The organism is Roseovarius mucosus (genome assembly GCF_002080415.1).
Taxonomy (GTDB): Bacteria; Pseudomonadota; Alphaproteobacteria; order Rhodobacterales; family Rhodobacteraceae; genus Roseovarius; species Roseovarius mucosus_A.
The window spans coordinates 3425270-3445786 of the sequence record NZ_CP020474.1; the positions used below are offsets into that span (position 1 = coordinate 3425270).

Sequence of the window (20517 nt, forward strand, 5' to 3'; positions counted from 1 at the left end):
ACCATGACAGCACGAAGCAGCCGGCCCGCCGGGCGCATATCCATCCGCCGATTGCGCCAAGAGATGTCCGAGCGACAGGGGCGTCTCTCGGTGACGCAGCACCTTCTTGGCGCTGCCGCCACGGCGCTGCTCCTGTTCAACGCCCCCGCCTTTGCAGAGGATGATATGCCAATGACCTATCCGGACACACGTCAGACCGTTACCGAAGAGGTGCATTTCGGCGTCACCGTCGCCGACCCGTTCCGCTGGCTGGAGAATGATCCGCGGCAAGATGCCGAGGTCGCACAATGGATTGCCGCGCAGAATGCCGTCTCAGCGCCCTATCTCGAGGGTCTTTCCGGGCGGGATGTCTTTCATCGCAGGCTGACGGCGATGTTCGACCACGAAACTTTGACCCCACCGGTCGAGCGCGGCGGCCTCTACTTCTTCACGCGCAACGGCGGACTCGACAACCAGGCGCAACTTCTGGTGCGTGAAGGGGCTGACGGCGCGAACCGTATCCTGATCGACCCGAATACCTGGTCAGAGGATGGCACCGTGGCGCTGGCCGAATGGGCCGCCTCGCCCGATGGCGCGGTCGTGGCATTTGCCACGCAGGACAGCGGATCGGACTGGCGGACCATTCGGGTGATCAACACATCGACAGGCGAGATCCTGGACGACACGGTGGAATGGGCACGGTTCACCACGATCGCCTGGCATCCCGATGGTTCGGGGTTCTACTATTCCCGGTTTCCCGAACCCGAGGCAGGGGCAGCCTTTAGCGCCGGCGTCGAAGGCCATGCCGTCTATTTTCATCGCCTTGGGTCGCACCAGTCGGAAGATCGGCTGATCCATGCGGCGACGGCGGGACAAGCTCTGTTGCATTCTGTCGATGTCACGCCGGATGGCCGTTACCTGATCGTCTACACGTCCGCGCTGACGGGGGGCGTTGCGGTCACGGTGACGGACCTGTCTTCCGCCGATCCTGCGCCTGATACCATCATCGAAAGCTACGATGATCGTTGGCTCTTGCTGGGCAACGTCGGCACGAAACTCTTCTTTGCAACGCAGAAGGATGCGCCTCGGGGTCGGATTGTAACGATGGACCTCTCGGAGGCGCAGCCCGAGTTTTCGGAAATGATCCCGGAACGGCCCGATGCAGTCTTGCGCGAAGGTGGATCCGCGATGCTGGGCGACCGGCTGCTGCTGTCCTACACGATCGATGTCCAGTCGCAGGCCGAGCTTTACAATCTAGATGGAACGTTCGAGGGCACCGTCCCGCTGCCGGGGCCCGGCAGCACCGGCATCGTCCGTGGTCGTCCCGGTGCGAACGAGGCCTTCTTCGCCTTCACCAGTTTTGATGCGCCGCTGACCGTCCTGCGTCTTGACGTCGATGCAAACCGCACGACGGTCTGGGCCGAACCCGAAATCGCAACCGATCTCGACACACTCACGGTCGAGCCGCATTTTTACACCTCGCAGGACGGCACGCGGGTGCCACTCTTTGTTGTTCGGCGCAAAGACATTGACGGTCCGGCGCCGACAATGCTGAATGCCTATGGCGGCTTCGCGATCAGCATGGTGCCACATTTCTCGCCAGCCGCCATGGCCTGGGTTGAGCAGGGCGGCGTCTACGCAGTGGCGAATATTCGTGGCGGTGGCGAGTACGGCCAAGCGTGGCACCATGCAGGCCGGCGCGCCAACAAGCAGAACGTGTTCGACGACTTCATCGCCGCCGGTGAGTATCTGATCAGCCAAGGCATCACGCCTGCTGATGGACTCGCGATCCATGGAGAGTCGAACGGCGGGTTACTGATCGGTGCCGTCGTCAATCAAAGACCGGACCTCTTCGCGGCGGCCCTGCCGGGGGTGGGGGTGCTCGACATGCTGCGGTTTGATCGCTTTACAAGCGGCGCCACCTGGGTTGAGGAGTTTGGCAGCCCTGCCGTTAAGGAAGAGTTCCAAACCCTTCTGTCGTATTCGCCCCTCCACACAATCCGCGAGGGTGCGCGCTACCCTGCAATTCTTGTCACGACGGCGGATACGGACAACAGGGTCGTTCCTGCGCATTCTTTCAAATATACGGCCACGTTGCAGGCCGCCGACATCGGGAACAGGCCGCATCTTCTGCGCGTGGAAACCCGCGCCGGGCACGGGACCGGTAAGCCAACTAACATGGTTATCGCAGAGTTCTCCGACATGTGGGCCTTTGCTGCCCACTGGACCGGGCTCGAGGTCAGCCCCGGTTGCCGGTGCAACCATCTCCCTAGTTCGACCAAATAATGACGAGAGGATATCACAATGACCGAGATCCGCCCTGCCGAAGGTTCCGAAGGTGAAGCACGCGACCGTATTCTGGCGCTTCTTGATCTTCACTCCAAGGCGATCGGGAAATCATTCAAGTCCGAAACGGTGTTATTCGAGGCGCATGAAGACGGTCGTTACCTCGGTGGTCTTGCTGCCCGTTTTTCGCTTGATCTGAAGTGGGTGTTCGTCGAGCTCTTGGCAGTGGCCGAGGAGAGCCGTGGCAAGGGGGTCGGTGGCCAGTTGATGGCGCGCGTCGAGCAGGAAGCACGCCTGCGAAGGATGGACGGCATATGGCTCGACACATTCTCGTTTCAGGCACCTGAGTTCTACAAGCGCTTGGGCTACAGCGAATTTGGCCGGATCGACGGTTATCCTGAGAACGAGGCACGGCTCTTTTTTGTGAAGCGGCTCTGAGATCTGAAGGTCGGGCCCTCCTGTAATGATTGGCTAAAACTCGATGTTGAATGCTTTCCAAGCGTTTTGGCGAAGGGGGCAGGATCTGGATACGGATACGGGTATCAACGCAGATCTCCACTAGGGCCGTGCTTGGCATGCAAGGGGTGCTCGAACGGGTTTCCACTGCGCATAGGAGATCAGCCGCAGAACCCAAAGCGGGCCGCGATTGCGTAGCGCGCGGCATTACGTTCCCCGTGGGTGAACTGAAGAAAGGAAGAGAATGCGTCGCAAACGTGAGAGTTGGTTCCTGGAACCTGACGAGATGGTACGCACACCGCGGGTTCCTGCCGACTTGGAATACCATCGCGTCTACGCGGACGAAAACCGGAAGATCGTCCGAGGAATCGTCGCGATCATCCTGCTGTTTGCGGGTCTCGTTCTTTTCGCGCAAGTGTGCCTCGCCGTGGCCTCGGCCATCGACACCCAGCTTCTCGGGCGGACAGGCTTCACGCCTCTGATGCACGCTGCGGGGGCCTTGTCCTTGGCTTTGCTCATTCCATACAGCATGCTGCTACAGCGCTGGCTCTATGGAGTTCCCGCCCGCTCCCTGCATTCGGTGGCAGGACGATTCAGGTTCGGGGTGTTCGGTCGCGCATTGATTGTATTCGGCCCCTTGCTCCTCATCGTCATGTCAGTCGGATTTCTTCTGACACCCGGTGACACAGTCCCATGGAGCACGGCGGACCTGGTCGCGTTCTTCATCATTGGCATGACGCTCACCCCGCTGGCGGCCGCTGGTGAGGAATACGGGCTTCGTGGCTTGATGTTCCGGGTTGTTGGCAGTTGGACACGTGAATCTCTGTCCGGTGCAATGCTCGGTATCGGCATCACGACGGTCCTGTTCTCGTTTTTTCACGGTACTTTGGACCCTTACATTCTTGGTTCGTATCTCGTGCTTTTCGGTGCGATGGCCACCATAACCTGGAGGACGGGGGGCCTTGAGGTCGCCGTCGTGCTGCACGCGGTCTACAACGTCAGCGCCCTGGTTCTGGCCACGACGCTCCATCTCGACCTGGGGGGCGACCTGAGCAGCCGTGGTGAGATCGCCGGAACCCCCGCCAACCTCGTGCCGAGCGCCGGGCTTGTCGTCATCACTGCGATTGTCTGGTGGACCACGCGAAAAAGCGGACCGGCGCGGACGCCGGCGAATTCGAGCGCGTGATCTGTATCAGTAAGCTTCGGAGTTGCCTGAAGCATGTTGCAATCAGCGGTTTTCGGAGATCGAGAGGAAACCCTTTGCATGAGCATGCTTCTACCAGTTCCCAGAACGATGCGTTGAGCGCGACTGCTCCGCGCTTCTCGTGGGTCTAGTCTTGCCTGATCCTTGCAGCGAAGTCCGCAACCGCATCCACGACCGAGGGAGCAATCGGAATGGCCGCGTTGGTGTAAGTCGCGAGATTCGCCGAAGCGTCTTCGGATGCCACGATCTTGAGGACGTGATTAACGTCAGGAAGCAATGCGAGGATCGCATCAGCTGTGGCATCTGCCAGCATGCGTGCATCCGTCACGCTGACCTGCAGGTCGCGCGTGCCTTGCAGAACGAGCATGGGAACCTCGAGACGGGCTGCCAATTCGATAGGGTTGTATGACATTGCGTCGATCAAGAAGCCTTGGACCTCTGCGCCAAAAAGGGGCCGCAATGGGGGACTCATGGTGCCCGTATCCACCCGATTGCAACGCTTCAGCGTGGCCATGGCCGCCTCGGCCTCCTGCAGGAAAGGCGCATTCGCGGGGTTGGCGCGCAGCTGCTCGCCTATCACTTCGTCCAAGGCCCGGCCGATGCTGGCGATCAAGATCACCCCGCAGGCGTCCGGGATGCGCGCCATGGCGGCCAAGGCGACCAGCCCGCCCTCGCTGTGCCCAATCGGGATGACGCAGCGCGTGCCGTCCTGAGTGGGCAGCCGCTTCCTGATGGCGGCTGTCCAGGCAAGAAGATCGTCGCCATAGCTTGCGATCCTCACATCGTTCGGGTCCGGAATGGCGCCCTTGGATTCGAACATGCCGCGCTTGTCGATGCGCACCGATGGGTAGCCCCGCTCGGCCAGTGCTTCGGCAAGCAGTCTGTATGGCGCCGCCGCGATGCCAAGGGGCGAATTGCCGTCGCGGTCCGTTGGCCCGGAACCGGGCACGACCAGAAACACTGGCACGTCCGCCGGAAGCGGCCCATGCTCGGTCGGTAGGGTCAAGGTTCCCCTGAGGGGGCCAATCGGGCCCGATGCGGTCAGTTCTTCCTCAATCGGCATGCTTTCCCCTATGTCCAAATCGCCGCCTATTTGGGCGCTCGCGGGTGATGTCATTGCGAATCCAAGCGATACGGCCAACAGTCGGGCGATGATGACGGGCGAAGGTTGCATGGGGATGATGCTCCATAAATTTTCTGAGTAGGGAATGGGCAACCGCGCGGTGCAGTCCGACGAAGAGCTCTGATCGCTCAGGTTTGTGCAACCGCCAGATCGACCCCCGGCATATGCAGGCCCTGGTGCGAGAGCGTGAATATCTCGAAGCCTTCCGCTGTAACCCCGATCGAATGCTCGAATTGCGCCGACAATGACCTGTCCCGCGTCACGGCGGTCCAGTCGTCGGCAAGCATCTTCACGTCAGGCCGTCCGAGGTTGATCATCGGTTCCACGGTAAAAATCATCCCTTCCCGAAGTTCGGGTCCTGTGTTCCGTTTGCCAACATTCAGGATATTCGGCGAGTCGTGAAAGACTTGCCCTATGCCGTGACCGCAGAAGTCACGGACGGCGGAACACCGCTGCGACGCTGCGTAACTCTGGATGGCATGACCGATGTCACCCAACCGCGCGCCAGGACGCACCGCCCGGATGCCCCGCATCATTGCCTCATGCGCGATACGGATCAGTCGCTCGGCGGCGATCTTGGGTTTGCCCACGGCGTACATCCGGCTGGCATCGCCATACCAGCCGTCAAGGACAAGCGTCACATCCACATTCACGATATCGTCCGCGCGCAGCTTTCGCGCCGTGGGGGCACCGTGGCACACCACGTGATTGACCGACGTGCAGCAGGCGTATTCATAGCCTTTGTAGCCCAAAGTCGCCGGTCGGGCGTCATGTGTCGCGGCGAAGTCGAGCACGAAGGTGTTGATCTCGGACAGGGGGGTTCCGTCCCGGACAAGGGCGGCGATCTCGTCCAGACATCGGGCGGTCAGGGCCCCGGCGCGGCGCATGCCCGCAAAGGCGTCCAGCCCGTAGAGCTTGATGCGTTCCGTCCGCCGGGCGCTCTGCGCGGGCGGAGCGACAGGGACGTTGATGTAAGTGGCCACCCGGTGTCCCTTCTTTGTTGGTGAATCTTCTTGCCGACGCCGCCCGATTGACGGATCATCACAGTGAGTATGCGTTTCGTATATGATTCGTATATTTGTTAAAAGGAGTGATCCGGATGGGCATCGTGAAGATCGCAGAGGAACTGCACGAGGAACTGCGCAAGTCGAGCACCGTCATGTGCCGTTCGATCAACGCTCAGGCCGAATTCTGGATGAAGGTCGGCATGTTGGCCGAGGCGAACCCCGGCCTGTCCTTCACCGAAATCATGGCCCAGCAACGCAAGCTGGCCGATGTGAAGATGCCCGAGATCAACGCCGCCTGAGAGGCTGATTTTTCGGCCAGAGTTGTCAAATCTGCGGCGGCGTTACTCAAGGCCATTCGATCCTTGTCCCATGTCTCTGCCTCGATGCTGAGGCTTTTCGACAGCTAGGCGAACGTCAGACGCCGCGTCGCTTCATGCGCGTCGGGGGCTTCGGCCTCCGTCTCTTTTGCGTCCAGACCGGCGATACCGCCAAGGCCGTGGCCCGCGCCTGCGATCATCAGCAGCGCGTTAGCTCCCGGCGCGTCGGTAAAGGCGTCGGCATGCCATTCAGGGCCGCGCGGCGTGACGTGCGGATGATCCTCGGCCCCGCAAGCCACGAGGATCGGGCTTCAGCGTGATGTGTAATCCACGTCGAAGAAAGGAAACCGCGCCGCGCTGTCCGGGGTCAGGTCGTCGCTACCACGACCGAGCGCGGTCAACAGGATACCTGCGCCGATCCACGGCTCCGAGAAATCTTGCCCCTGAAGCTGTGCGCCAAGCAAAAGCGCCAAGGTGTGCCCGCCGAAGGACTAGCCGGCACCCGTGATCCGCTCTTGGTTCAAACGGCCCGCGACGGCCGGGGCCTGACGTTCCACCTCCCCAAGCGGCTCAAGACGTCTGACCCCACACCATCAGAACGCACCGGCTCAGATGATCCCAAGGACTGACCGCACGCCTATCAGGCTGACCCCACCCTCCTGACTGCCAGTTGACGCGAAGGGACCTTAACGATGGTCGCCATTTTCTGAACTACGCCATGTTCACGCAATCTTCGTCGGCACCTTGCGCGGCGACGGGGGTTCGCAGCGGTGCGGACCGCCGCCGCAAACAGGTACACAGAACTCCGGAAGGAATTAAGATGCGAGATATCTCATTGTCACAGTGTCATCGAACGACGACGCGCCTCTTGGTCGTGGCAGCAGTCACGGTCTTGGTGGCCGGGTGTATGCAGGACGACAGCTCTTCGTCAGAAAGGTTAAAGAGGGCCCACCTGCAGAACCTGACCAGCGAGACCGCGCTCAATGCCCAGATCATGTCTGATCGGGCGCGCGAGCAACGCTGCGACCGCGATCCAACCCGAAGCGAGTGCTGACGTCGTCAGGCTCTTGGGCGTGATCCACCCCGTTGACCGCGCTTGTGACGCCAACTGAAGAGTTGGACGTCGCCCAACGAAGCGGGTCATGCGCCAATTAGGGCTGGATCATATCAGACTGAACGCGTGGAACGGGCGACGGCGCCTAAAGCCCGAATGCGCCCGTTCCACTATCTGCAAGGGCTGTTTTCCCGATGGGTGCGGTCCACTTAGACGGGGAATTCAGCCGAGATCCACGTCGCCTTCGTTCACGGGGTGGGCTCATCTCTCTCCATCATGGATGGTCGAACGCGGGCTCAAGGCCGTAGCGATGTCCGACTTCACCGATGTCTTTGCGCGAAAGAAACCAGAGTTTGTCTACGTCAGGTTCAGCGCGACGAAGCGGCCAAAGGAGCGGCTCGCGGGGGATGGGCGTGCGGAGGCGTAAGCGAGCGAGATGCCGAGTTTGGGCAGAGGAGGCAATCCGTTGGTGATGATGGAAAGGTCGCTGGGCACGGCGGCGCGGGTCGCCACGCTGACCGCGAGGCCGGAGCGGGCGATGGCTAGCAGGCCCGCAAGCCCGTTGCTGGCGTGGGCCACGCGATAGGGGCGGGAACCGGCATCCATCGCGCGGCGTGCCTCGATATGGTCGAGCGAGTCGGGTGCCGAGAGGGCGAGCGGTAAAATCGGTTCCTGCAGCAAGGCGGGCGCGTCGGTTGACGCGATCCAGACCAGCGGTTCATAGCGGATGATGTCGGACGGGTCCGCCGTGTCTGGCAAGGACACGATCGCGAGGTCGATGCGGCGGCGTTGCAGCAGAGGCCGCAGTTCGACAGTGGGGGCGCTGATCACCTCGATCTCGATACCAGGATGCGCGGCACCGTAGCGCCGCAGCAAGTCGGGGAAGAAGGCAGTCAGGTAATCCTCGGGGCAGCCGAAGACGATTGAACCGCAGAGATCGTCCTGTCTGATCGATCCCAGCGTTTCGTCATGGGCGGCAAGGACACGTTCGGCTCCGGGAAAGAAGCGCTCCCCCGCCACTGTAAGAGCGACGCCGGACCCGGTTCGGTGAAAAAGCTCCTCGCCCACGAGGTCCTCCAAACGCTTGATCTGCAGGCTGACCGCTGATTGCGTACGTCCGATGCGTAAAGCCGCGGCGCGCATGGAGCCGGATCGGGAGACGGTGACGAAGCTTCGCAAAAGGGCGATGTCGAGATCGGGCATATAAGGCTTTCTTGATTCGGGATGCAGTGGAATGAATTATACTCAATAGCCGATCTGCGTTAGGTCTCGTCGAGACTCATTTCATTGAAGGAACAACGAAATGCCCGACGCGAACCGACACTCCAGCTTTTGGTCCGATGTGGACAGCCACGTGATGCGCTACGGCCCGGTGTTCGAACGGCGGATCATCGACCGCGCCGAGGGGTGTTTCGTCTATGACACTGACGGCAAGCCTATCCTCGATTTCACTTCGGGGCAGATGAGTGCCGTGCTGGGGCATTCGCACCCGGAGGTCGTACGTGTAATCCGCGAGCAGGCAGGACGGCTGGATCACCTGTTCAGCGGCATGCTGTCACAGCCGGTGGTCGCGCTATGCAGCCGGCTGGGCCGCATGGTGCCGGGGCTGGAGAAGACAATGCTCCTGTCGACGGGTGGTGAAGCCAACGAGGCGGCGATCCGGCTGGCGAAATGCGTCACCGGCAAGCACGAGATCGTGGCATTTACCAAAAGTTGGCATGGCATGACGGGGGCTGCGGCCTCGGCCACCTACAGTGCCGCGCGTAAGGGGTACGGCCCGGTGACGGTCGGCTCCTTCGCGATCCCCGCTCCGCATGCCTATCGGCCTCGGTTCACCCATGACGATGGAAGCCTTGACTGGCAGACAGAGCTGGACGACGCCTTTGCGCTGATCGACGCGCAGTCGACGGGCAGCCTTGCGGCCTTTATCGCAGAGCCGATTCTGTCGTCGGGCGGGATCATCGAGTTGCCTGAGGGCTACCTTGCCGCGTTGAAGCGCAAGTGCGAGGAGCGCGAGATGCTGCTGATCCTTGATGAGGCGCAGACCGGGGTGGGGCGTACCGGCACAATGTTCGCGTTCGAGCGGGACGGGGTTGTGCCGGATATCCTGACCCTGTCAAAGACATTGGGCGCGGGGCTGCCGCTGTCGGCGGTGATGACCAGCCGGGAGATCGAGGAGAAAGCGCACGAGCGCGGGTACATCTTCCTGACCACACATGTTTCTGACCCTCTGCCGGCCGCCGTGGGGCTGGCTGTGCTGGACGTGCTGGAGCGCGACGGGCTAATCTCGCGGGCGACACAGGCCGGGGCCTTGTTGCGCGACGGGTTGCTGGCGTTGCAGCAGCGCCACGACTGCATAGGAGACGTACGCGGACGCGGCTTGTTGCTGGGGCTAGAGATTGTGACCGACCGAAATAGCCGCGTACCTGACCTAGAGATGGGCGACCGGATTGCCGAGGCGGCGATGGAACGCGGTTTGAGCATGAACATCGTCAAAGTACCCGCCATGGGCGCAGTCTTTCGGATCGCGCCACCGTTAACGGCGACGGATGCGGAGATCACGCACGGGCTGGATATCTTGGGCGAAGCGCTGGAAGCGGCGGTGCGCCGATGAGGTCCACATCGCAAGTTCCATGTCGGCTGCCGTTTCGGCAAGGTCATGTGCGGCGCCGGAACCGGAGGGACCTGCCGGCACCTGCGGAGCTGCGAGACCGCGGATAATCCCTCAGGCTGACAGAACAGTCTAGCGCTCCTTGCGCCAAGGTCCGGCCGCTAACTTGGATGAAGACACCTCAAGGCCGGAAAATTCCCGGGAAAATGCGCCCCGCTGCTTCGGTTGCTGGACGCCCCACTGGCGCTTCTTCTTTGCGGTTAGACAAGAAACGTCCATTTCATCGGTGACCAGACCCATGAGTTTTGGCACCAGCCCCACATTCCACCCGACAATATCACAACACCGTCGGCTATCGAACCGTGAGCATGGATGCGTTCTGCGGGCGAGCGTGCAATTCCCTTAGTCATGTCAATCGTTTGATGTGCGATAACGGCGCAGTGCCGAACGGGATGTCCCGTTGCGCGCCTCGCGTGCGTAGCGCCTTGGGGAATGACCCGTCTCACGTTTGAACGCTGCCGCGAAGGCACTTTCCGAACTGTAGCCGACGTCTGATGCGATCCTCGCCAAAGCTGCGTCTGACGCCAAGAGCCGGTCCATGGCCAGCAACATGCGCCACTGGGTCAGGTATCCGAGCGGCGTTCGCCCTGTGATCTGCCGGAAGCGTTCGGCGAATATTGTTCGAGAAAGCCCGGCCTCGGCGGCCAGACCAGCCACCGTCCAGGATCGCGAAGGCTCGGCATGGATGGCAGCAACCGCACGCGAAATGTTGAGGTCTGAAAGTGCGGCAAGCCAACCGGTAACGCCGCTATGGTCCTGAGCGAGGAACACACGAAGCGCCTGCACAAGAATGAGGTGGGACAAATGTGCGATGGTCAATGCGCTGCCCGGTTCCGGCTCTTGCAACTCGCGCGCGATGCGGTTGAGCGCCCACGCCAGCACCTCTCCCCTTTCGCCCCCTTTGACGACCAGAATAGGGGGCAGGGACGGAAGAAGCATCTCGGCGGCTGGCCCCGAGAGCAGGAAACGGCTTCCGGCCATGAAAAACTCTCCACCGCCGCCATAGCTGGCCGTGCCACCATGTGCGACGGGCGCATAAATTTCATGGGCATCGGTTCCATGGCTGACGGAACGCGCTGACATAATGAACGGCAATCCATGTGGCAGGATCACGCAATCCCCGGCATCCAGCCACACCGGCTTACCACCGTCCACGGTGATCCAGCATCCACCCTTGATGACAGAGTTACACTTCAACCCGACATGGCGCTCGAACTGGATGGACCAATCGTCCGCCGCGTCAAATCCGGCCGCGACGCAATCGTGAGGCTGAAGCAGAGCGACAATTCCGGACAATGTATCCATGACGATCCGGACGATGGCTATAAAAAAGCGGATTTGCAAGCATAGAAAGTCCGAGCGGTTTGCGTAGATGGTCAAGTGTCAAATGAAAAAGGAAATACCATGATCCTGATCACTACCCCCACTGGTGATATCGGTGCCCGCGTTTTGTCGAACGTTCTGGGTGCAGGGGAAAAGGTCCGTGTTATCTTGCGCGATGCGTCAAAGCTCGACGCGGACACGCGAGGCCGGGTCGATATCGTCGAAGGCTCTCACGCCGACGGTGGCGCGATTGCACGGGCGCTCGAGGGAGTCTCGGCGGTGTTCTGGCTGCCGCCGGGATCAGTCCGTGCGAAGACCCCCGAAGACGCCTATGTCGACTTCTCACGCGCGTTTTGCACCGCGCTGCCCGGATCGTCAGTGAGCCATATCGTTGGCGTCTCGGCCCTCGGGCGCGGATGGCCCAAGCCCGCAGGCCTCGCCGCCGCAAGTATTGCCATGGACGATATGATCGCGGCCACCGGCCTAGCCTATCGCTCGCTTGCCTGTGCCTCACTCATGGACAATATCGCGCGTCAAATTGGTCTGATCCGCGAGCAGGGCGCATTTTACCAGCCAACGCCCGGCGATCTGAAACTTCCGCATGTCGCGAAGGCCGATGTCGCCGCGATCGCCTCTCGTTTGCTGATCGGACAAGACTGGGACAGCGCCGCGGAGGTTGCGCTTTGCGGACCAGAAGACCTGAGCTTTGAAGAGATGGCGAGGGTCCTGTCCGACGTGCTCGGCCGCGAGATCGCATTTCACGAGATGTCAGTGAAGGATTTCGGCGGCATGATGCGCGGCATGGGTGCGTCAGAGGGCATGGCGCAAGGCTATGTCGAGATGATGACCGCCAAGAACGAGGGGATTGACAACGCGGCGTGCCCCAAGGATCGCTCCGCGACGCCGACGACGTTCCGGACCTGGTGCGAGACAGAGCTTCTGCCTTCCATTCAGGCGCAATGATGCGCAGCGAGAGGCGTTTTCTTGTATTGCCGCTCTCTGTCAAAAGCGGCCCTTCCCCGACATTCGAAAGCGGTCGGTCGTGGCATGGACGGTCGCACCCGTCCATGCCTTAAACGGTGCCCAGATCAATGCGAAAGACTGTGCCGCCACCGGGCGCATCTCGGATCTCCACGCGGCCGCCATGTTGATCCATGACCTCCCGTACGAGGTTAAGGCCGAGGCCACTCCCGGTGGTGCGTGGTCGAAGGCGGTGAAAGGGCTCGAAGACGCGCTCACGCTCGGTGGGCGGTATTCCCGGGCCGTCATCCTCGACCTCGAAGGCCGTCCCAAGAACGCGGACGACAACATTGGTCCCGCCGTGATCGATGGCGTTCTGAACAAGGTTCATCAGCACGCGCTCCAGCGCTGCCGCGTCGCCGATGCAGGGTTCGTTGCCCAGAACATCAAGCGAGATGGAACCTCCGTTGGCGATGACGAGAGGTGCCATATCTCCGACAAGGCGTCGGCCAACCTCCGCAGGGTCGATTGCCTCGTCTTGGCGGTTGTTCTCAAGGCGGTGCAGGTCGAGAAGTTGTTCGGTCATGGTCGCGAGCCGTTGCACGTCCAGCGCCAAGGCCCGGACGGCCGTGCTGTCGGCCGCATCGACCTTGCTCGCCAGAATGGCGATGGGCGTGCGCAGTTCGTGCGAGGCCGACGCGATGAACCGCTGCTGGCGTTCGTATCCGTCGTCAAGGCGGCGCAGGGCGTCGTTCACCGCCCGCACAAGCGGCGCGATCTCTTGCGGGACATAGGCTTCGCTCAGACGGCGCCCTCGGCTGTCCGCGTTGATCCCCTCTGCCTCCCGCGCGATACGCGACACGCCTGCGAGCGATCGTCTGACAATCCAGGGTGTCACGACCAGCGAGGTCAGCGTCAGCAAGATGAAGATCGGCAGGATGATCGTGTTGGTCGCAAACACCACCATAAAACCCAGTTCCGACAGCGGACCATGTCCAAGGATGGTCAGGGTGCCTATGTCCGTATTCTCCCTCCGGATCACCGCTGCCAGATCGTGGGGCGCGACACGGTCACGCATCTGCGCATAAGACAGGTCGCTCAGGCGGCCCAGCAGAGACGCGTAATGTTCGGGCACCCTACCGAAGACCACGCTCGCCCCCCCGTCGTCCTCGGCCACGAACCAAAGGTCTGGCGCCTTGCCCCGCAGGTCGGCCAGATCCGGCGTCATCACGACGGTCAGGCCGCCTGCGGCATCGCGCTCCACCGCTTGCGCGATGATCGGGATGATCTGTTCATCGGTGTAGGGCCCGCCGCTGTCGACGCGGAGCGCGATTGCGATGAGGATGGCGAAGGAGACAAGAAGCGTGAGGAAGTGGAAGACCAGCGGATAGACGATCAGTGGTCGTTTGAGCGACGGCGACCGCGTCATGGGGCTTCGCGCAACAGGTAGCCGACCCCGCGAATGGCGTGGATCTCGATCCTCGCGCCAGCCGCGGTCAATCTCCGGCGCAGACGGGAGATATGAGAGTCGAGCGTGTTGGACTGGATTTCGTCGTCGAAGCCGAAAACCGCGTTCTCCAGTGCCTCCCGCTGCACGGTGCGCCCGCGACGCTTGATCAGCGCCGCAAGGACCCGCAATTCGCGCCGCGGCAGGTCGATCCTAGCGCCGTCCACCTCCACTTCCTCGTAGGCGAGGTCAAAAACGAGCGATCCGGCACGGATTGTCGCGCGGGCCAGTTTCGCAGGACGGCGAAAGACCGCCCGGATGCGGGCGAGCATCTCGTCGATGGAAAAGGGTTTGGTGAGGTAATCGTCCGCGCCGCCGTCAAGGCCCGCGACACGGTCATTCACGCCGTTGCGTGCGCTGAGCACGATGACGTGGATCCCAGGGTTGTCAGCCCGCAAAGAGGGCAGCAACGACAGGCCTTCGCCATCGGGCAAAGACCTGTCGAGCAGGACCAGATCGAACGTTCCAAGCTTGCTGGCTTCCCGTGCGGATTCCACTCCGTTCGCGTGATCCACGATGAACCGCTCACGTTCGAGGACCTTTCGCAACGATTCAGCAAGCCGAGGCTCGTCTTCGACCAAAAGGATCCTCATGTCGCCACCTCAAAATGCTTGGGTTTCTTCTTGGCTGGGGCCCTCTTGCCCGGCCTTTTCGGATGCGACTTAGGTCAGCCCGGGTCCGAACGGCAAGCAACAACTGTAAAAGCTCGAAAACATGCGGATTTCCTCCGATGGGCGGTTCCGGATCGGCTCATGAGGGCTGCTCGTGCCGGACGTGCGTGGGATCTTTCGTCAGAAGTTGTGCATGGGTCAGTCTCTTATGGCTCGTGCGGAACGACGCCGCTCGACCTTGAACAGGACGATAAGTGAGGCCGTCAGCAAGAGCGCCGCGTTGAAAGGGTGAAGCGCAAGAGCCCCAGAGCCGAACGATGCCAGCGCGAGTTGGAGCGCGTAGAGGAGGCCGATCACACCGGCCCACCATCCGAACCCTCTCAGACGCCGCACGATGAGGGAGCACCAGAGGAGCGTAAAGACCGGGATCGCAATGACGCCGCCAAATGCGCCGTGCAGGTCCCAAGGCAGCCCGGCAAAGAGCGCCTGCCCGGCCAGAAGGAACTGAACGGCGAGAAGTGCGGGCAGGCTGAATGCTGCGGCAATGAACGGAGCAGGCGTGCCGAGACGAAGCTCGGCGAGGGTGTCGTGGGTCGTTTTTGTCATGGTTCAGGCCGCCCTCTGATCGAGGATGGTCGGTGTCGCGATAAAGTCCTTCAGGGCGCAGACATAGCTTTCCTGGGCGGCTGCCAGTTCCGCAGACTTCAGCTTGTCGGCCCGGAACACCAGATGCGGAGAATGCCACGGCAGGCCGCAGCGCAGCGCTGTCGCCTTGAGCGGCGCCATGAGTTCATCCATCGTGAAGTGGTTCGCACCGTCGCGACCGTAGGCCGCAGGCGCATTGCCCGCCGTTGCGGCGATCATCAGCGGCGTGCCGGCCAGCCTGTCACCCTCTGTCGCGGCATGGATGTAGTACATACGCGTCAGCACGGCATCCTGCCAGGCCTTCAGAAGAGGGGGCGTCGAATACCACTGGATCGGAAACTGTAGAACGATCCGGTCGGCTTCCAGAAGCGCGCGCGCTTCGGCTTCGCCGTCGGCATGCATGTCGATAACGCCGCTCGGATAACGCGCCGACATGTCCACCACTTGCGCACCTGAGACATTGCGGGCGGCGGCTTGCAGGGCTGCATTGGCCTTCGATCTCCCGAGGTCGGGGTGAAAAAGCAGGATGAGAGTCTGGGTCATGGGAGCCTCCTTCGGCTTGGGAATGATCCGAAGATGGTTCAGCGTAAAAAATTCTTCCAATGGATATAAAAGATAACTTATTATTTGTTTTATGAATTTACGTGGCATCGACCTGAACCTTCTTGTCGTCCTTGATGCGCTGCTTGACGAGGCGCATGTCAGCCGTGCCGCGCATCGCCTGAACATGTCGCAACCTGCCGTCTCGAGCGCCCTGCAAAGATGCCGGGACCTGTTCGGTGATCCCTTGCTCGAGCGTGGGCGCGGCGGCATGACCCGCACGGTCTTGGCACAGACACTGCGCGCGCCGTTGCGGTCCATCCTGTCGGAGGTGGATGCTCTGATCGATCGCGGAGAGGTGCCATTGGACCGGATCGAACGCGTGGTCCGCATCACTGCAGCCGACGATCCTGCCACCCTGCTGGCGTGCCCCTTGATCGAGGATATCTCAAGGACTGCGCCGGGCGTCACCATCGTGTTCAAGCCTTGGCAGGGCCAAGAGGCCGTGACGCGCGAAATTCTGGACGGGGCGACCGACATCGCCATCGCTGTCCTGGATCGCGAGATCGAGAACATCGAGATTCGAAAGTTGATCGACGTCGACTACGTGGTTGCCATGCGACGCGATCATCCTGCCGCTGCCGGGTTCACCATAGATGCCTGGCTGGCCTGGCCGCATGTCGTCGTATCTGGTCAGGGCGATCTCCGGACTCCGCTTGACGCGCAATTGGCGGCCTCCGGGCGGCGACGCCGCGTCGGTCTTACCGTTCCCTCCTTCCAGCTTGTGCCGAGGGTGCTGGCACAGACCAATCTGATCGCCATGCTTCCCCGGCAGAGCGTGGCAACGAAGGTCGAATTCGATCTCGTGTTTCACCAACCGCCGGTTTCGGTCGATGGTTTTCCTTTGCACATTGCCTGGCACGCCCGGCAGAACCGCGACACTGCCGTCCAACATGTTGTAGAGGTCATTCGCGCCGTGTTTCGAGAAACAGGCGTATGATTTTCAGCCACGCGCCCGCCATGGCGCGCCAACCGTTCATGGGTCGAGGTCATCTCCGGACGCGAGCGGACGAGTGCCGGAGCGGTTAACCGTTGAATCGCTCGGGAAGACGCTGTTCCTTGAACGCTGCATCAATCCAGTCGATGAAGGCGCGTGTCTTGGCCGGAAGAAAGCTCCGCGAGGCGTAGTACACCGAAATCCCGCCGTCGTCCGCGTACCAGTCCGGGAGAAGGCGGATCAGGCGACCGTCCTCGAGGTCCGACAAGACCTCGGCCACTGCGAGGAGGGCGATGCCAAGCCCTAGTTTTGCTGCCTCGCGGATCGCGCTTGGTTCGTTCACGACGACAGTTTCGTTAAGCGCTGCCTCCATCTCTTGTCCGGCTCTGTTGCGCATGATCAAGTGCCGGATACGACCAGTTCGCAGGACACGCATCGCAATTCCGTCGAATTCGGCAAGCCCGGCCGGATCGGTCGGACCGCTTCGGCCCGCCATATAGGCTGGCGAGGCGACAGCGACGACGTGGAGCGGCGCGAGCCTGCGGGCGACCGTCCCCGGCGCGCGTTCAATCGCGCCGCCGATGGCGGCGTCGTACCCTTCCGTGACCAGATCGACGACGCGGTTCTCGAAATGCCATTCGGCCCGGATCAGAGGATATTGCGCAAGAAAGCCGGGCAGGAGCGGCAACACATGCGCCAGCCCGAACGAGGGTGGCATGCTGAGCTTGAGCGTACCAGCGGGCGTCGGTCCCTGCGCGGTGACCGCTGAAATGGCGCCTTGAAGCCTGTCGAGCGGTTCTCCCACCGAGGCGAGAAAGCTTTCGCCCGCCTCGGTGAGCCTCAGTCCGCGCGTCGAACGGTGGAACAGCCGGACGCCCAGATTACGCTCCAGCATGGCGACGCTGCGGCTGACCGCGGCTGGCGTCAGGGCAAGTATGCGGGCAGCCCCGGAAAAGCTGCCGCACTCTGCGCTTCGTACAAACGCTTCAAGATTCGAAAGAGTTTCCATACTCCCAGTTTCAACGATTCGTTGAAAGAAATGCAAGCCGATCGCGACTAACGCAGACGGCCCACAACGAAGATATTCCCGTCACTCGCCACGCAATGAGCCGCGAAAACGGAAATCACCCAAACCGAGGTCGCCTGACCAAAGCCAATTCGCGACATCCCGCACTTGGTCCGGTCGCCCTTCGGGTAACGAAAGGAGCTCAACCATGCCTTCCACTCGTCAACCGCGCCTGACGCTCAATCGTCGTGACGCCCTGTTCGCGGGCTCCGCACTCACCGCGAGCGCCGGCCTTCAACTGGGCGCCGCTCATGCCGCCGAACCCACACCTCTCGACCTGCCATCAGGAGACCTTTCCATGGGCTACATTACCACCGACGATCACGTGCAGATTTTCTACAAGGATTGGGGCCCGCGCGACGCCCAGCCGATCGTCTTTCATCACGGTTGGCCGCTCAGCTCCGACGACTGGGACGCGCAGATGCTGTTCTTTCTCTCTAAGGGCTACCGGGTGGTGGCACATGACCGGCGCGGACATGGCCGTTCGGAGCAGGTCGACAGCGGCCACGACATCGACCACTACGCCGCAGACGCCTTTGCCGTGGCCGAGGCGCTGGACCTGCGCAACGCAGTGCACATCGGCCATTCCACCGGCGGCGGCGAGGTCGCGCGCTACGTGGCGCGACACGGTGGACCGGCTGGCCGAGTGGCCAAGGCCGTTCTCGTTGCCGCCATCCCGCCGCTGATGCTGCAGACCGAGACCAATCCTGAGGGCACGCCGATGGAGGTTTTCGACGGTTTCCGCGCGGCCCTCGCCGGAAATCGCGCGCAATTCTTCCGCGACGTGCCCGCCGGTCCGTTTTACGGGTTCAACCGCGAGGGTGCGACGGTCCACGAGGGCGTCATTCAGAACTGGTGGCGGCAGGGCATGATGGGCAGCGCCAAGGCGCATTACGACGGCATCAAGGCCTTCTCGGAGACCGATCAGACAGAGGACCTGAAGGCGATGACCGTGCCGACGCTCGTCCTGCATGGCGAGGATGATCAGGTGGTTCCGATTGCGGCCTCGGCTGAAAAGGCGGTCAAACTGCTGCCCAATGGCACGCTCAAGACCTATCCGGGGTTCTCGCACGGCATGCTGACGGTCAACGCCGACGTGCTGAACGCCGACCTGCTGGCTTTCATCACGGGCTAGGCGACTGGCGGCGCGGCGTCGACGCCGCGCCTTCACCCCCTTTTTGCAACCGGCAAACATCTTCGCCCTCAAAGGAAATGATCCATGTCCAACCGAAACGCCATCTTCCCCGAAAACCGACACGCGCTTTACGAGGCACACGGCTATTCCGCTGCCGTTCGCTCCGGCGATCACTTGTTCGTCTCCGGGCAGGTCGGCAGCCTTCCTGACGGCTCGCCCGAGCCCAACTTCGCGAAGCAGGTTAACCTTGCGTTCCGAAACCTCGACGCCGTGCTGACGGCGGCGGGGGCAAGCTTCGACGACATCATCGACGTGACCACATTCCACACCGACCCTGACACGCAGTTCGATGCGATCATGCCGGTGAAGAACCGCTACTTCCCGGCGGCTCCCCACCCGACCTGGACGGCGGTCGGGGTGAATTGGCTCGCCGGTTTCGATTTCGAGATCAAGGTCATCGCTCGCATTCCCGGCCAAGCCTGACGCCGGCTGATCGGCCATGAAGTGCCCGAGACGAGGCACTTACCCTAGGGACAAACCCGGTCAAAACCAAGAAAGGAAACCCAATATGACAACCACCCCTGCGCAAATCCGCTACAGATCCCGACAGATCGGCGATGTCGACGTGTTCTATCGCGAGGCAGGCCCAGCCGATGCCCCGGTGATCCTGCTTCTGCACGGGTTCCCGACGGCCAGCCACATGTTTCGCGACCTGATGCCGCTTCTGGCGGATCGCTATCGGCTCATTGCCCCCGATCTGCCTGGCTTCGGGCAGACCAAGGCACCGCCGCGCGGGACGTTCACCTACACCTTCGACCGGCTCGCCGATGTGATCGGCGGGTTCACGGAAGCCCTGTCGCTCGATCGATACGCGCTCTACATCTTCGATTATGGCGCGCCGGTAGGTTTACGCCTCGCGATGCGTCACCCGGAACGGGTCTCTGCGATCATCAGCCAGAACGGCAATGCCTACACCGACGGGTTCAGCGACCAGTGGGGACCGTGGGAGGCCTATTGGCGTGACGGGAGTGACACCAACCGCGAAGCCTGCCGCCCTTCGCTATCCCCCGACACGATCAGGAACTGGCAATACGGCACCGGAGCCGATCCCGAGCGTCTTGCGCCCGATGGATACGAACTCGACATCGCTTACATGGCGCGGCCCGACGCAGAGGAAATCCAGCTCGACCTGATCCGCGATTACCGCACCAACGTGGCGCTCTATCCGGATTTCCACACGTATTTCCGTCAGCACCGTCCACCATTGCTGGCCACTTGGGGGCGCCATGATCCGGCTTTCATTCCTGCGGGCGCAAGAGCCTACAGGCGTGATCTGCCGGACGCCGAGGTGCATCTGCTGGATGCGGGACATTTTGCGTTGGAGACGCACGCTGCCGAAATCGCAGCGCTGATACGTGAGTTCCTCGGTCGCGTTCTGTCGGTAGGAAATCAAGACACCGATGCGCTCTCAATGTCCGGAAACTGAATAGCGGAGTGAAAAGCCATCTGGGCCTGCTTTCTGGAGGATCGGACACACCCACCAGGCGGACAACGACCTTTGCCCACTTCAGACCCCGCGCACTTACCGCCGTTCGCCTGTCTTCGTTCGGGGCAGGGTGGCAGGTCATCCGTCGTG

At 61.9% G+C, this 20517-nt stretch carries 20 protein-coding genes; 10 read left to right on the top strand and 10 right to left on the bottom strand.

All coding sequences use genetic code 11. The annotated features are described in order from the left end of the window. Nucleotides 1–3: 3 nt before the first annotated feature. From ROSMUCSMR3_RS16325 to ROSMUCSMR3_RS16335, 3 genes are all read left to right on the top strand, one after another. Complete coding sequence (locus ROSMUCSMR3_RS16325; protein WP_237183468.1) at nt 4–2265, top strand: prolyl oligopeptidase family serine peptidase; 2262 nt, start codon at nt 4–6, stop codon at nt 2263–2265. Nucleotides 2266–2283: 18 nt separating this feature from the next. Beyond that, nucleotides 2284–2703, top strand: a complete 420-nt coding sequence (locus tag ROSMUCSMR3_RS16330) for a GNAT family N-acetyltransferase (RefSeq protein ID WP_081507999.1) — start codon at nt 2284–2286, stop codon at nt 2701–2703. Nucleotides 2704–2965: 262 nt separating this feature from the next. Beyond that, a complete protein-coding gene (locus tag ROSMUCSMR3_RS16335; protein WP_081508000.1) occupies nt 2966–3907 on the top strand; it encodes a CPBP family intramembrane glutamic endopeptidase in 942 nt (313 codons plus the stop codon). Nucleotides 3908–4052: 145 nt separating this feature from the next. On the opposite strand, the gene ROSMUCSMR3_RS16340 is transcribed toward ROSMUCSMR3_RS16335, so the two are convergent. Together ROSMUCSMR3_RS16340 and map are read right to left on the bottom strand one after the other, a co-directional pair. Beyond that, on the bottom strand, nt 4053–4988 hold the full coding sequence (locus tag ROSMUCSMR3_RS16340) for an alpha/beta hydrolase (protein WP_081508001.1): 936 nt from the start codon (nt 4986–4988) through the stop codon (nt 4053–4055). Between the two features lie 188 nt (nt 4989–5176). Further along, on the bottom strand, nt 5177–6031 hold the full coding sequence (gene map, locus ROSMUCSMR3_RS16345; protein WP_198385544.1) for a type I methionyl aminopeptidase: 855 nt from the start codon (nt 6029–6031) through the stop codon (nt 5177–5179). A 116-nt stretch (nt 6032–6147) separates the two neighbouring features. Between map and ROSMUCSMR3_RS16350 the strand changes: the two genes are divergently transcribed. Beyond that, nucleotides 6148–6354, top strand: coding sequence for a ParD-like family protein (locus ROSMUCSMR3_RS16350; protein WP_081508002.1), 207 nt, complete (start codon nt 6148–6150; stop codon nt 6352–6354). Nucleotides 6355–6683: 329 nt separating this feature from the next. Here the strand turns inward: ROSMUCSMR3_RS16350 and ROSMUCSMR3_RS21300 are convergent, their stop codons facing one another. Together ROSMUCSMR3_RS21300 and ROSMUCSMR3_RS16365 are read right to left on the bottom strand one after the other, a co-directional pair. Next, on the bottom strand, nt 6684–6845 hold the full coding sequence (locus ROSMUCSMR3_RS21300) for a hypothetical protein (protein WP_157667345.1): 162 nt from the start codon (nt 6843–6845) through the stop codon (nt 6684–6686). Between the two features lie 938 nt (nt 6846–7783). Next, nucleotides 7784–8629 carry a LysR family transcriptional regulator gene (locus tag ROSMUCSMR3_RS16365; RefSeq protein ID WP_081508004.1) on the bottom strand — a complete coding sequence of 282 codons (846 nt, stop codon included), beginning with the start codon at nt 8627–8629 and terminating at the stop codon, nt 7784–7786. A 100-nt stretch (nt 8630–8729) separates the two neighbouring features. Here ROSMUCSMR3_RS16365 and ROSMUCSMR3_RS16370 point away from each other — a divergent pair, with 100 nt between their 5' ends. Further along, complete coding sequence (locus ROSMUCSMR3_RS16370) at nt 8730–10040, top strand: aspartate aminotransferase family protein (protein WP_081508005.1); 1311 nt, start codon at nt 8730–8732, stop codon at nt 10038–10040. A 408-nt stretch (nt 10041–10448) separates the two neighbouring features. Here ROSMUCSMR3_RS16370 and ROSMUCSMR3_RS16375 read toward each other — a convergent pair whose 3' ends face one another. Then, complete coding sequence (locus tag ROSMUCSMR3_RS16375) at nt 10449–11402, bottom strand: AraC family transcriptional regulator (RefSeq protein WP_081508652.1); 954 nt, start codon at nt 11400–11402, stop codon at nt 10449–10451. A gap of 99 nt (nt 11403–11501) precedes the next feature. Here ROSMUCSMR3_RS16375 and ROSMUCSMR3_RS16380 point away from each other — a divergent pair, with 99 nt between their 5' ends. Further along, entirely contained in the window at nt 11502–12383 is an 882-nt protein-coding gene (locus ROSMUCSMR3_RS16380; protein ID WP_081508006.1) for an NAD(P)H-binding protein, read from the top strand. A 109-nt stretch (nt 12384–12492) separates the two neighbouring features. Here ROSMUCSMR3_RS16380 and ROSMUCSMR3_RS16385 read toward each other — a convergent pair whose 3' ends face one another. The 4 genes from ROSMUCSMR3_RS16385 to ROSMUCSMR3_RS16400 all read right to left on the bottom strand — a co-directional run bounded on the left by ROSMUCSMR3_RS16385 (nt 12493) and on the right by ROSMUCSMR3_RS16400 (nt 15686). Further along, nucleotides 12493–13809 (bottom strand): sensor histidine kinase, encoded by a 1317-nt coding sequence (locus tag ROSMUCSMR3_RS16385; protein WP_081508007.1) that lies wholly within the window; start codon nt 13807–13809, stop codon nt 12493–12495. After that, complete coding sequence (locus tag ROSMUCSMR3_RS16390) at nt 13806–14480, bottom strand: response regulator transcription factor (protein ID WP_081508008.1); 675 nt, start codon at nt 14478–14480, stop codon at nt 13806–13808. The genes ROSMUCSMR3_RS16385 and ROSMUCSMR3_RS16390 overlap by 4 nt, the downstream gene beginning before the upstream one ends. Nucleotides 14481–14696: 216 nt before the next feature. Next, nucleotides 14697–15104 (bottom strand): DUF6220 domain-containing protein, encoded by a 408-nt coding sequence (locus ROSMUCSMR3_RS16395; RefSeq protein ID WP_008280031.1) that lies wholly within the window; start codon nt 15102–15104, stop codon nt 14697–14699. 3 nt (nt 15105–15107) lie between these two features. Then, nucleotides 15108–15686 (bottom strand): NAD(P)H-dependent oxidoreductase, encoded by a 579-nt coding sequence (locus ROSMUCSMR3_RS16400; RefSeq protein WP_198385545.1) that lies wholly within the window; start codon nt 15684–15686, stop codon nt 15108–15110. 91 nt (nt 15687–15777) lie between these two features. Between ROSMUCSMR3_RS16400 and ROSMUCSMR3_RS16405 the strand changes: the two genes are divergently transcribed. Beyond that, nucleotides 15778–16683 carry a LysR family transcriptional regulator gene (locus tag ROSMUCSMR3_RS16405; RefSeq protein WP_081508010.1) on the top strand — a complete coding sequence of 302 codons (906 nt, stop codon included), beginning with the start codon at nt 15778–15780 and terminating at the stop codon, nt 16681–16683. Between the two features lie 85 nt (nt 16684–16768). On the opposite strand, the gene ROSMUCSMR3_RS16410 is transcribed toward ROSMUCSMR3_RS16405, so the two are convergent. Continuing rightward, on the bottom strand, nt 16769–17689 hold the full coding sequence (locus tag ROSMUCSMR3_RS16410) for a LysR family transcriptional regulator (RefSeq protein ID WP_081508011.1): 921 nt from the start codon (nt 17687–17689) through the stop codon (nt 16769–16771). Between the two features lie 355 nt (nt 17690–18044). Between ROSMUCSMR3_RS16410 and ROSMUCSMR3_RS16415 the strand changes: the two genes are divergently transcribed. The 3 genes from ROSMUCSMR3_RS16415 to ROSMUCSMR3_RS16425 all read left to right on the top strand — a co-directional run bounded on the left by ROSMUCSMR3_RS16415 (nt 18045) and on the right by ROSMUCSMR3_RS16425 (nt 20367). Next, nucleotides 18045–18881, top strand: a complete 837-nt coding sequence (locus ROSMUCSMR3_RS16415) for an alpha/beta fold hydrolase (protein WP_087148909.1) — start codon at nt 18045–18047, stop codon at nt 18879–18881. 84 nt (nt 18882–18965) lie between these two features. Further along, on the top strand, nt 18966–19364 hold the full coding sequence (locus ROSMUCSMR3_RS16420) for a RidA family protein (protein ID WP_081508012.1): 399 nt from the start codon (nt 18966–18968) through the stop codon (nt 19362–19364). Between the two features lie 85 nt (nt 19365–19449). After that, nucleotides 19450–20367 (top strand): alpha/beta fold hydrolase, encoded by a 918-nt coding sequence (locus ROSMUCSMR3_RS16425; RefSeq protein ID WP_081508013.1) that lies wholly within the window; start codon nt 19450–19452, stop codon nt 20365–20367. Nucleotides 20368–20517 lie beyond the last annotated feature (150 nt).

Excerpts from the sequence above, each read along its gene's own strand:
- ROSMUCSMR3_RS16365 (WP_081508004.1), bottom strand. The coding sequence starts at position 8,629 with ATGCCCGATCTCGACATCGCCCTTTTGCGAAGCTTCGTCACCGTCTCC.
- ROSMUCSMR3_RS16340 (WP_081508001.1), bottom strand. The coding sequence starts at position 4,988 with ATGCCGATTGAGGAAGAACTGACCGCATCGGGCCCGATTGGCCCCCTC.
- ROSMUCSMR3_RS16415 (WP_087148909.1), top strand. The coding sequence starts at position 18,045 with ATGGGCTACATTACCACCGACGATCACGTGCAGATTTTCTACAAGGAT.
- ROSMUCSMR3_RS16380 (WP_081508006.1), top strand. The coding sequence starts at position 11,502 with ATGATCCTGATCACTACCCCCACTGGTGATATCGGTGCCCGCGTTTTG.
- ROSMUCSMR3_RS16335 (WP_081508000.1), top strand. The coding sequence starts at position 2,966 with ATGCGTCGCAAACGTGAGAGTTGGTTCCTGGAACCTGACGAGATGGTA.
- ROSMUCSMR3_RS16370 (WP_081508005.1), top strand. The coding sequence starts at position 8,730 with ATGCCCGACGCGAACCGACACTCCAGCTTTTGGTCCGATGTGGACAGC.
- ROSMUCSMR3_RS16330 (WP_081507999.1), top strand. The coding sequence starts at position 2,284 with ATGACCGAGATCCGCCCTGCCGAAGGTTCCGAAGGTGAAGCACGCGAC.
- ROSMUCSMR3_RS16400 (WP_198385545.1), bottom strand. The coding sequence starts at position 15,686 with ATGACCCAGACTCTCATCCTGCTTTTTCACCCCGACCTCGGGAGATCG.
- ROSMUCSMR3_RS16420 (WP_081508012.1), top strand. The coding sequence starts at position 18,966 with ATGTCCAACCGAAACGCCATCTTCCCCGAAAACCGACACGCGCTTTAC.
- ROSMUCSMR3_RS16385 (WP_081508007.1), bottom strand. The coding sequence starts at position 13,809 with ATGACGCGGTCGCCGTCGCTCAAACGACCACTGATCGTCTATCCGCTG.
- ROSMUCSMR3_RS16425 (WP_081508013.1), top strand. The coding sequence starts at position 19,450 with ATGACAACCACCCCTGCGCAAATCCGCTACAGATCCCGACAGATCGGC.
- ROSMUCSMR3_RS16390 (WP_081508008.1), bottom strand. The coding sequence starts at position 14,480 with ATGAGGATCCTTTTGGTCGAAGACGAGCCTCGGCTTGCTGAATCGTTG.
- ROSMUCSMR3_RS16405 (WP_081508010.1), top strand. The coding sequence starts at position 15,778 with ATGAATTTACGTGGCATCGACCTGAACCTTCTTGTCGTCCTTGATGCG.
- ROSMUCSMR3_RS16410 (WP_081508011.1), bottom strand. The coding sequence starts at position 17,689 with ATGGAAACTCTTTCGAATCTTGAAGCGTTTGTACGAAGCGCAGAGTGC.
- ROSMUCSMR3_RS16325 (WP_237183468.1), top strand. The coding sequence starts at position 4 with ATGACAGCACGAAGCAGCCGGCCCGCCGGGCGCATATCCATCCGCCGA.
- ROSMUCSMR3_RS16350 (WP_081508002.1), top strand. The coding sequence starts at position 6,148 with ATGGGCATCGTGAAGATCGCAGAGGAACTGCACGAGGAACTGCGCAAG.
- ROSMUCSMR3_RS16395 (WP_008280031.1), bottom strand. The coding sequence starts at position 15,104 with ATGACAAAAACGACCCACGACACCCTCGCCGAGCTTCGTCTCGGCACG.
- ROSMUCSMR3_RS16375 (WP_081508652.1), bottom strand. The coding sequence starts at position 11,402 with ATGGATACATTGTCCGGAATTGTCGCTCTGCTTCAGCCTCACGATTGC.